The sequence below is a fragment of the Haloferula sp. A504 genome (assembly GCF_044385805.1).
In the GTDB taxonomy this organism is placed as follows: domain Bacteria; phylum Verrucomicrobiota; class Verrucomicrobiia; order Verrucomicrobiales; family Akkermansiaceae; genus Haloferula.
Map to the genome: position 1 here is coordinate 1 of NZ_JBISBU010000200.1, position 513 is coordinate 513.

Below are 513 nucleotides of genomic sequence, written 5' to 3' on the forward strand. Positions count from 1 at the left end.
TCCGTATTTCGCCTCGAAGTGGCCGGGCATCTCGCGCAGGGCCAGCCCCATGCAGCGGGTGGCGAGGTTGGGCTCGCGGCTGGCTTCGAGCACCAGAAAGCGCCGCAGCTGGACGACCAGCGGCAGGCGGCTGGCGCGGGTGAGCGGATCCCAGCCGATCCATTCGTCGCGGTCCTTGAGCCGCAGCGCCGCGCCCGACCAGCACAGCACCGCGCAGAGCACCGGGTAGCCATCCTCGGTGTCGGTGCGGTAGATGCCCTGCCAGACGGTGTTGCCGGCGGGCCTGCCGGCCTTCAGGTAATGCTCGGCGTTGAGCGCGGCGCGCAGCTGGCTGATCTCGAAGTCCTCGGTGGCCTGGCGGATCTCGAGACGGCGGGTGAGCGGATCATGGGCAGAGCAGATGTGGAGGCAGTTCATCACCCGGATAACCTGCCGGTTTTGAGGGCAATGTCTAGCAAAAAGGAAACATCCCTTGCAACAGAGGCCCCGCAACTCCTGCGACACAAACGCCCT

The 513-nt window shown here is 66.7% G+C and carries 1 protein-coding gene; it reads right to left on the reverse strand.

Translation table 11 applies throughout. The features are described 5' to 3' along the window. Positions 1 to 417, reverse strand: a 417-nt coding sequence (locus tag ACG2LG_RS24175; protein ID WP_396263469.1) for a Druantia anti-phage system protein DruA, incomplete at its 3' end; no start/stop codon positions are given. Positions 418 to 513 lie beyond the last annotated feature (96 nt).